The sequence below is a fragment of the Luteibacter sp. KNZ12-1A genome (assembly GCF_056755675.1).
In genome coordinates this window covers 1-346 of sequence record NZ_JBPGXU010000219.1, presented here as the reverse complement: position 1 = coordinate 346, position 346 = coordinate 1, and the positions used below count along the sequence as shown (strand labels likewise).

The 346-nt window shown below is 68.2% G+C and carries 1 protein-coding gene; it reads left to right on the top strand.

Annotation, left to right across the window (positions count from 1 at the left end):
* Positions 1-346, top strand: a 346-nt coding sequence (locus tag ACR9ZJ_RS19425) for a collagen-like triple helix repeat-containing protein (RefSeq protein WP_481288695.1), incomplete at both ends; no start/stop codon positions are given.

The following is a 346-nucleotide window of genomic DNA, read 5'->3' as shown; positions in this document are numbered from 1 at the left end:
GGTGACGGCGGTGGTGGAGGTGGCGGCACTGGTACGCCACCGCCCAGTAACGCCGTGGGGACGATCGCGACGGGCGCCGGCAACATCATTTCCGCTATTGGCGGTGCGGTGTCGGGTGTCGGCACGCAGTTGCCCTCGACCACCATCCTGGGTGGCACGAGTGGCCTCGCCGACGGTCTCGGCGGCGCTGTCGATGGTCTCGGTGGCGCCGTGACCACGTTGGGCGACGGGATCAGCGATGGCCTCGGTCAGATCGGCAACACCTCCGATCCCATCGGTACGACCACGGACAGCCTCGGCAATGTCGTGGTCCAGGTGGGTGGCGCGGTGAACGATCTTGGCGGTG